Raw genomic sequence first — 8,524 nt, forward strand, 5'->3', positions numbered from 1 at the left:
GCATCCACAGTGGACACGCGGGGGTTCCGCTCGGTTTGTCAAGCCTTATATCTCAAGGCAAGAAAGGGTGCTTAGAAGTCCCAGTCCTCGTCCTCGGTGTTCACAGCCTTACCAATCACGTAGGAGGAGCCGGAACCGGAGAAGAAGTCGTGGTTCTCGTCAGCATTCGGGGACAGCGCCGAGAGGATGGCCGGCGAAACGTTGGTCACGGTAGCCGGGAACATTGCCTCGTAGCCCAGGTTCATCAGGGCCTTGTTGGCGTTGTAGTGCAGGAACTTCTTCACGTCCTCGCTCCAACCCACGCCGTCGTACAGGGAGTGGGTGTAAGCGATTTCGTTCTCGTACAGTTCGTACAGCAGGTTGAAGGTGTACTCCTTCAGCTCTGCCTGACGCTCCGGGGTCTCCTTGGCCAGGCCACGCTGGAACTTGTAGCCGATGTAGTAGCCGTGCACAGCCTCGTCACGAATAATCAGACGAATCAGGTCGGCGGTGTTGGTCAGCTTCGCGTGCGAGGACCAGTACATGGGCAGGTAGAAGCCCGAGTAGAACAGGAAGGACTCGAGCAGGGTCGAGGCAACCTTCTTCTTCAGCGGGTCATCACCGGTGTAGTAGGCCAGGATGATCTTGGCCTTCTTCTGCAGGTGCTCGTTCTCAGAAGCCCAGCGGAATGCCTCGTCAATTTCCTTGGTGGAGGCGAGGGTCGAGAAGATCGAGGAGTACGACTTCGCGTGCACGGACTCCATGAACGCGATGTTGGTGTACACGGCCTCCTCGTGTGCGGTCACGGCGTCCGGCAGCAGGGACACAGCACCGACGGTGCCCTGGATGGTGTCCAGCAGGGTCAGACCGGTGAAGACGCGCATGGTCAGCTGCTTCTCTTCGTCGGTCAGGGTCTTCCAGGAGGGCACGTCGTTGCTCAGCGGCACCTTCTCCGGCAGCCAGAAGTTACCGGTCAGGCGGTCCCAAACCTCGAGGTCCTTCTCATCCTCGATGCGGTTCCAGTTGATGGCCTCAACGACGTGGTCGACGAGCTTCACCTTTTCGCTCATGATAATTCTCCGATTCTTGGGGGCGGTGACGACTCATCTGGGCCGCGTCAGGCTCCGCGCGAGTCACCCTGAATCGCGCGGAGCCGCGGGCCGGCCGCCCCGCCCCCTTTAGTAGTTATGGTGTGTCAGCTCAGGCTGAATGTCTCCGACGTTCGGGCCTAGAGCATGCAGGATACGCAGCCTTCAACCTCGGTACCCTCAAGAGCCATCTGACGCAGACGGATGTAGTAGATGGTCTTGATGCCCTTACGCCATGCGTAAATCTGGGCGCGGTTGATATCGCGGGTGGTGGCGGTATCGCGGAAGAAGAGGGTCAGCGACAGGCCCTGGTCCACGTGCTGGGTTGCCACGGCGTAGGTGTCGATGATCTTCTCGTAACCAATTTCGTACGAGTCCTGGTAGTACTCCAGGTTGTCGTTGGTCATGTACGGTGCCGGGTAGTAGACGCGGCCGAGCTTGCCTTCCTTGCGGATCTCAATCTTCGAAGCAATCGGGTGAATCGAAGAGGTCGAACCGTTGATGTAGGAAATCGAGCCGGTCGGAGGAACGGCCTGCAGGTTCTGGTTGTACATGCCGTGCTGTGCGACGTCGGCTGCCAGCTGAATCCACTCCTCGCGGGTGGGGATGTGGTGCTTGGCGAACAGCTCGCGGGTACGTTCGGTCTGCGGTGCCCATTCCTTCTCGATGTACTTGGCGAAGAACTCACCGGAGGCGTACTTCGAGTTCTCGAAGCCCTCGAAACACTCACCGCGCTCCTTAGCGAGCAGCATGGAGGTGCGGATTGCGTGGTAAGTCACGGTGTAGAAGTACATGTTGGTGAAGTCCAGCGCCTCTTCGGAACCGTAGAAGACGTGCTCGCGTGCCAGGTAGCCGTGCAGGTTCATCTGGCCCAGGCCCACGGCGTGGCTCATCTTGTTGCCACGCTCGATGGACGGCACGGAGCGGATATCGGACTGGTCCGAGACGGAGGTGAGCGCGCGGATTGCGGTCTCCACGGTCTTGCCGAAGTCGTCGCCGTCCATGGTGAGGGCGATGTTCAGCGAACCGAGGTTGCAGGAAATATCCTTACCGACGGTCTCGTAGCCGAGGTCGGCGTGGTAGGTGGACGGCTCGGAAACCTGCAGAATCTCGGAGCAGAGGTTCGACATGATGACCTTACCGGCGATGGGGTTCGCGCGGTTGACGGTGTCCTCGAACATCACGTACGGGTAACCGGACTCGAACTGAATCTCCGCGATGGTCTGGAAGAACTCGCGAGCGTTAATCTTGGTCTTGGTGATGCGTGCATCGTCGACCATTTCGTAGTACTTCTCGGAGACGTTGATGTCGGAGAAGGGCACACCGTAGATGCGTTCCACATCGTACGGGGAGAAGAGGTACATGTCCTCGTTCTTCTTGGCCAGCTCGAAGGTGATATCGGGGATCACGACACCCAGGGAGAGGGTCTTGATACGAATCTTCTCGTCGGCGTTCTCGCGCTTGGTATCCAGGAAAGAGTAGATGTCGGGGTGGTGTGCGTGCAGGTACACCGCGCCGGCGCCCTGACGTGCACCCAGCTGGTTAGCGTAGGAGAAGGCGTCCTCCAGCAGCTTCATGACGGGGATAACGCCCGAAGACTGGTTCTCAATCTTCTTGATGGGCGCGCCGGATTCGCGCAGGTTGGTCAGGGCGAATGCCACGCCACCGCCGCGCTTAGAGAGCTGCAGGGCCGAATTGATGGAACGACCGATGGATTCCATGTTGTCTTCCATGCGCAGCAGGAAGCAGGAGACCAGCTCGCCGCGTTGCTTCTTGCCCGCGTTGAGGAAGGTCGGGGTGGCCGGCTGGAAGCGGCCCGAGATAATCTCGTCCACGATCTCCTCGGCCAGCTTCTCGTTACCCTCTGCCAGCAGCAGCGCCACCATGCAGACGCGGTCCTCGAAGCGCTCCAGGTAGCGCTGACCGTCGAAGGTCTTGAGCGCGTAGGAGGTGTAGAACTTGAAGGCACCCAGGAAGGTCGGGAAGCGGAACTTCACGGCGTAGGCGCGCTTGAACAGGTTCTTGATGAACTGGAAGTTGTACTTCTCGAAGAGCTCAGGCTCGTAGTACTGGTTCTCGATCAGGTACTCAATCTTCTCTTCCAGGTCGTGGAAGAACACGGTGTTGTTGTTGACGTGCTGCAGGAAGTACTGACGTGCTGCCTGGCGGTCGGCGTCGAACTGAATCTTGCCGTTCTCATCGTAGAGGTTCAGCAGAGCGTTCAGCTCGTGGTAGCTCATACCCCGGAACTTCTCGGGTACGGTGTTGCCGGTGTGGCTCGCACCGAGAGTCTCTAGTGCTGAGGGCAGTTTTGCGTCCAAAATGCTTCCAATCCTTCGTTGACTTTTTCTACATCTGCTTCGGTACCCATGAGCTCGAACTTGAAGAGCACGGGCACGTTGCATTTCTTCGCGACGATATCTGCCGCGATGCCGAAGAGCGGGCCAAAGTTAGTGTTGCCGGATCCAATCACACCGAGCATGTTCGCGCGATTCTGATCCACGTTTAGGAACTTTACCACCTGCGGGGGAACATTGCCTGCACCTTCGGGCTTGCCGTAGGTGGGAACGATCAGCACGAAGGGCTCATCAAGCACCAGGGTGTCTTCGCCGGTGCGCAGGGGCAGGCGGAGACGGCGAGCACGAAGCTTCTCCACGAACTTGTGGGTGTTGCCGGAGATGGAGGAGAAATACACGACGAGTGGCGCGGATGCGTCCGCCAGAGCCTCGGTCGCTCGACCCTCAGAGGAGTTACGCGCATCCATGAGAATCTTGCGGATTTCTGCGTGTTCATCTGCGGGGTTGGGCGTGAGGACGGTACTCAACGTGAGCTCCTTACTTCGTATGTGCCGGTATGGCTGTGTGACGCCGATTCCGTTTATGTGGGTTTCGGCTGGATTTACGCTTCCAAAGCGTTGATCTTATCGGGGCGGAAACCGGACCAGTGCTCCTCGCCTGCGATGACGACGGGGGCCTGCAGGTAGCCGAGGGACTTAACCATCTCAAGGGCCTGAGTGTCTTCGGTGATATCAACCTTGGTGTAGCTGATACCCTTCGCGTCGAGGGCGCGGTAGGTCATGTTGCACTGAACGCACTGGGGCTTGGTGTACACGGTCACTACCATGAGAGTGCCTCATACTTTCTCCCGCTCAGGCGGGTTTATCTTGTGAATGATTCTGGCGTGTTTTCCTAGGGGCTCCACCGTCGTACCTCTACCCTGCCGGGGCGGTGCCGCCCGTCGTGCGGGGGCGGATCTGTTGCCTCGCGGTTCTGCGGGGAGGGCCCCGAGGGGCCTAAGCGGTGGAACCGAGTATTAATACTACATCTAGTGCCAAGAAATTTCTGCACCACAAGATGATGTGGTGTACGGGTCGTGTTTCGTTCGATAAACCCACAGCCGAACCCACTTAATGGGATGCCTCGCGGGCTTATCCACACCCGCCCGGTGGTGGAGTTCGCCGGATTTTCGGGGACCTCGCGGGGTTATCCACAGGTGGGTTTTAAGTTGGGCGGCATTTTGGTTGGCCCTCCCCGCTCGTTTCTTAGGGTGCTTTTAACCCCTCTGACGTTTTAAGACGTCCGGGGCCGTATTCCTCGGGCTTGATTTAAGCGCAGGTTTAACACTCGCCCAGCATGACGCGGAACGACGGGGTTTTAAAGACGAACAGGTTTTCTTAATGAGCCCTTAACCCGGGGGCTGACCGCGACGAAGGGGTGTGATTAAAGCTGTACAAAAGATTTTTAACTCTTCGCGACTGGCCGGTGTGTCGTTGGTTTAAGTTGGTTAAGCCTTAAACACCCCACAGCCCCGATGGACGAACCGGAATCTTCGGGGCAGGGTCCGGGGCGGGCTTGGAGCCTACAGAGCTCAGTACGCAGAGAAGGCCGACCACCCGTGCTGGAGTGGCCGGCCTTCACCGCATATAGGGTATGCGTGGGCGCAAAACGTGCAGCTGAGAACGTCTAGAAGTCGATGATTCCCAGATCGCGTAGCTTCTTGCTGAGCGTCACGCCGTCGGTGGCTTCAATCCACAGGGGTGAGCGCATCATCTGCTCGGCGCGGTGGTCGCTCCACACGCGGCCCGAGGCGAGCACGGACTCCCCCACCGTCAGGTTACGAATCACGATGGCCGCCACGTTGTCCGGGTAACGCACCGCGAAGCCGTTGTAGATATACGGGTCGCGCTGCCCGTCGTCACCAACCAGGATCCACTTCATCTGCGGGAACTCCTCAACCAGGCGCTGCAGGGAATCCACCTTGTGCTTGGTGCCGGACCGGAACCAGCGGTCGGGGGTCGGCCCCCAGTCGGTGAGCAGGAACGTGCCGCGCGGGTAGCCGTTACGGCTCAGGAATCGGCGCAGGGTCGGGGTAATGTTCCACGCACCGGTGGACAGGTACATGAACGGCGCGTTCGGCTCACTACGGCGAATACGGTCGGTCATGACGGCCATGCCGGGGGTCGGGATGCGCGCGTGCTCGTCGAGCACGAAGGAATTCCAGGCGGCCACGAGGGGGCGCGGCAGCATGGTCACCATGACAGTGTCGTCGACGTCCATGATGACGCCTAGCTTCTGCGACTCCGGCACGATGTAAACGCTGGTGGCTACGGCGCGCGACCCGGGCACGTACATGATGACCTCGTGCATGCCGGGTTCCAGGTCGATCTCAAGCTTCACGTCGAGCACGCCGCCGCGGTCGGTGTACGCCTCGTACTTGGTACCGCCGATAACGATGGTGACCGGTGCATCCGACATAGCGATCGCGGTGAAGGCACGCCAGCCTCGCATGGGATTGGCGGTGTCTTGGGTTCCCTCCACGACCTGCAGGAGTCGCTCAAGGTCGACCGTGTTGTAGAGGGCTCGGGCGATGATACGAACCCAACCCGGGTTCCCTTCGGATGCAACTCGTCCGTACCCCTCGCTGGGAACAAGAATCGGCTCGCGGCCGGCGGCGATAGCGCGCTTCTCGCGCCACCTATGCAGGCGGTCGGCCACGCGGTAACCGATGTTAACCGCCTCGTCAGCGGCGTCATTGACTAGGTTGCGCAATTCGTTATCCCCTCAGACTCTTACCCCACTAGTGTAACTGAGCCCGTCCCCTCGCGGGCCGAGCCCAGCACGTCGATACCTTTAAATACGCGGGTGAGAACGTGACCCCGCTGTGATATGCGCATTATTTAGGGCGGCGGGGCTGTTCAGGTTCTTGTAGGACCCACGCGGGCGTTATCCTGGAAGGTATGATCCACTCACAGCCTAACCGCCGACTTTTTGTGCTCGGCACCGCTATGCTTCCGCTCATCGCAGCCTGCTCGAACAAGTCGAATAACGACTACGACAGCACGAGCGGCAACTTTACTCCCTACCAGGCCGGTAGCGATAGCCCCTCCGTTACTCCCCGACCTGTAGCCACGAACTCGCCGACCCAGTCCGTCACCGGTAACCCGATTGATAAGCCGCGCGAGTGGCCCGGCGTGGGCAACGCTCTCGTGGGTGAGGGCAAGTACATCGCGTGGACGGTTGACGACGGTGCCAGCCCCGAGGCTATTCGCGGCTATGCCGAGTTCTCCAAGCGTACGAATACTCGCCTGACCTTCTTTATTAACGCCTCGTACGTGGGTTTCAAGAACAACGTTGATATTCTCCGTCCGCTGGTTCAGAGCGGGCAGATTCAGATTGCGAATCACACCTACAACCACACCGACCTGACCACCCTGGACGCCGAGGGCGTGAAGGAGGAGTTGCAGCGCAACGAGGACGAGATTATGAGCATCTTCGGTGTCTCGTCTAAGCCCTACTTCCGCCCGCCGTACGGCCGTTATAACGAGGCCGTGCTGAAGGCCGCCGGTGAGATTGGCTTTACCCGCCCGGTCATGTGGAACGGCACGACCGGCGACGAGGCAAAGACCAGCGCCCGCGTGATTTACATGCGTTCGCTGCGCTATATGCTTCCGCAGCAGATTGTTCTGGGCCACCTGAACTACGAGACGATTATTCCGATTCTGGATAAGCTCAAGGGCCTGCTGGACGAGCGCGGCCTGACCCCGGTCACGATCCGCGACTACTACGGCGACGCCTCGGAGGAGGAGATTAAGGCAGCGGCTCCCAGCCCGACCGCAACCCCCGAGCCGAGCGAGACTCCCTCCGCGGAGGCAACGACCGAGGCTCCCTCGCCGACCCCCACCCCCACTCCTACTCCGGCCCCGACCCCCCGGTACGAGGATGAGGTAGCCGCAACCAGGACCCCCTCGCAGCCGGCCGCCACCACGCGCGCATCCCAGCCGCCCCAGCCCGCGGCTTCGCGTTCGACCACGGCCTCGGCCACTGCGGGTGCCCCCGCCGCGGCAAACCGCTAGGCCGGTTCGGATCGGGTGATTCCGAGAGGTGCACTCGAGGCTGTGATTATTGGAAGCCCCTTCTCTCCCTGCGCGGGAGGGAAGGGGCTTCGCCGTGCCCACCGCTGCCGGTTTTCTTTCCCCGACTCGCTGAGAACATCGGGCGGGTAGCGCGGGAATAAACAGGGTGGTCCGTGCGTTGGGTGAGCATACAGGGTGGCAGCGTGCCGCATCCGAGTATGAAAGGAATAGATAACATGCGTATTGATATTTGGTCCGATATTGTGTGCCCCTTCTGCTACGTGGGCAAGCGTAACCTGGAGCAGGCGCTCGCCGAGTTTGAGCACCGCGACGAGGTTGAGGTGGTGTGGCATAGTTTTGAGCTGGACCCGTCGGCTACGGAGCATCCTGCCGGTTCGCTGCCCGAGCTGATTGCCGGTAAGTATCAGATGTCGTTGGAGCAGGCGATTGCGAGCCAGGAGTCGTTGGCGGAGCGTGCCCGCGAGGTGGGTTTGGATTTCAATTGGCGTCAGGCACGCTACGGTAACACGTTTGATGCGCACCGCGTGATTCATTATGCGGCGGAGCAGGGTTTGGCGTCGGCGGCGGAGGAGGCGTTTAAGCTGGCGTACTTTACGCAGGGCCGTTCGGTGCAGGATCACGAGTCGATTCTGGATATTGCTTCTGAGATTGGCCTGGATACTGCCGAGGTTGAGGCGGTGTTGAAGAGCGACCGTTACGCGGCGGATGTGCGTGCTGACGAGCAGTTGGCGCGCCAGCTGGGCATTAATGGTGTGCCGTTCTTTTTGATTGAGTCGAAGTGGGCGGTCAGTGGTGCGCAGCCTGCGGAAGTGCTGGTGCAGGCGCTGCGTCAGGTGTGGGAGGAGACTCACCGTGTTGAGTTTTTGGACCCTCTGGCGGGTGCGGCTGGTGACGCGGCAGGTAACAATGCTGCGGAGGCGGGTCCCTCCTGCGATATGAACGGCAACTGCTCCTAGCGGTGGCTCTGGCTAGAGCTCTGACTAGAGCTGTCCGGTCGGGGCGCTACTCCCCTAGCACCCCTAACTAATTCAGAAACCTTAATAGAGCGAAGCCCCCTTGTGCCGGTTCTTGCGTGAACCGGCAC

The 8,524-nt window shown here is 60.0% G+C and carries 7 protein-coding genes; 2 read left to right on the plus strand and 5 right to left on the minus strand.

Annotated features, from left to right (window positions below; all coding sequences use genetic code 11):
- Positions 1–71 precede the first annotated feature (71 nt).
- The 5 genes from nrdF to HMPREF2630_RS08840 form a co-directional block, all read right to left on the minus strand.
- The gene (gene nrdF / locus HMPREF2630_RS08820) at positions 72–1,049 is read right to left on the minus strand and encodes a class 1b ribonucleoside-diphosphate reductase subunit beta (RefSeq protein WP_049343010.1); all 978 of its coding nucleotides are present in this window, start codon (positions 1,047–1,049) and stop codon (positions 72–74) included.
- A 158-nt stretch (positions 1,050–1,207) separates the two neighbouring features.
- Positions 1,208–3,388 carry a class 1b ribonucleoside-diphosphate reductase subunit alpha gene (nrdE, locus tag HMPREF2630_RS08825; RefSeq protein WP_070484584.1) on the minus strand — a complete coding sequence of 727 codons (2,181 nt, stop codon included), beginning with the start codon at positions 3,386–3,388 and terminating at the stop codon, positions 1,208–1,210.
- Positions 3,361–3,891 carry a class Ib ribonucleoside-diphosphate reductase assembly flavoprotein NrdI gene (gene nrdI / locus HMPREF2630_RS08830; protein ID WP_049332502.1) on the minus strand — a complete coding sequence of 177 codons (531 nt, stop codon included), beginning with the start codon at positions 3,889–3,891 and terminating at the stop codon, positions 3,361–3,363. Before nrdI ends, nrdE begins: the two co-directional genes overlap by 28 nt.
- Before the next feature lie 74 nt (positions 3,892–3,965).
- On the minus strand, positions 3,966–4,190 hold the full coding sequence (gene nrdH / locus HMPREF2630_RS08835; protein ID WP_049343012.1) for a glutaredoxin-like protein NrdH: 225 nt from the start codon (positions 4,188–4,190) through the stop codon (positions 3,966–3,968).
- A gap of 839 nt (positions 4,191–5,029) precedes the next feature.
- A complete protein-coding gene (locus tag HMPREF2630_RS08840) occupies positions 5,030–6,115 on the minus strand; it encodes an App1 family protein (RefSeq protein ID WP_049343013.1) in 1,086 nt (361 codons plus the stop codon).
- Between the two features lie 188 nt (positions 6,116–6,303).
- On the opposite strand from HMPREF2630_RS08840, the gene HMPREF2630_RS08845 reads away from it, so the two are divergent.
- Both HMPREF2630_RS08845 and HMPREF2630_RS08850 read left to right on the plus strand, forming a co-directional pair.
- On the plus strand, positions 6,304–7,419 hold the full coding sequence (locus HMPREF2630_RS08845) for a polysaccharide deacetylase family protein (protein ID WP_070484588.1): 1,116 nt from the start codon (positions 6,304–6,306) through the stop codon (positions 7,417–7,419).
- Between the two features lie 236 nt (positions 7,420–7,655).
- Complete coding sequence (locus HMPREF2630_RS08850; protein ID WP_070484591.1) at positions 7,656–8,396, plus strand: DsbA family oxidoreductase; 741 nt, start codon at positions 7,656–7,658, stop codon at positions 8,394–8,396.
- Positions 8,397–8,524 lie beyond the last annotated feature (128 nt).

This window comes from Rothia sp. HMSC072B03, assembly GCF_001809565.1.
Taxonomy (GTDB): domain Bacteria; phylum Actinomycetota; class Actinomycetes; order Actinomycetales; family Micrococcaceae; genus Rothia; species Rothia mucilaginosa_A.

Excerpts from the sequence above, each read along its gene's own strand:
- nrdH (WP_049343012.1), bottom strand. The coding sequence starts at position 4,190 with ATGGTAGTGACCGTGTACACCAAGCCCCAGTGCGTTCAGTGCAACATG.
- HMPREF2630_RS08845 (WP_070484588.1), top strand. The coding sequence starts at position 6,304 with ATGATCCACTCACAGCCTAACCGCCGACTTTTTGTGCTCGGCACCGCT.
- HMPREF2630_RS08850 (WP_070484591.1), top strand. The coding sequence starts at position 7,656 with ATGCGTATTGATATTTGGTCCGATATTGTGTGCCCCTTCTGCTACGTG.
- nrdF (WP_049343010.1), bottom strand. The coding sequence starts at position 1,049 with ATGAGCGAAAAGGTGAAGCTCGTCGACCACGTCGTTGAGGCCATCAAC.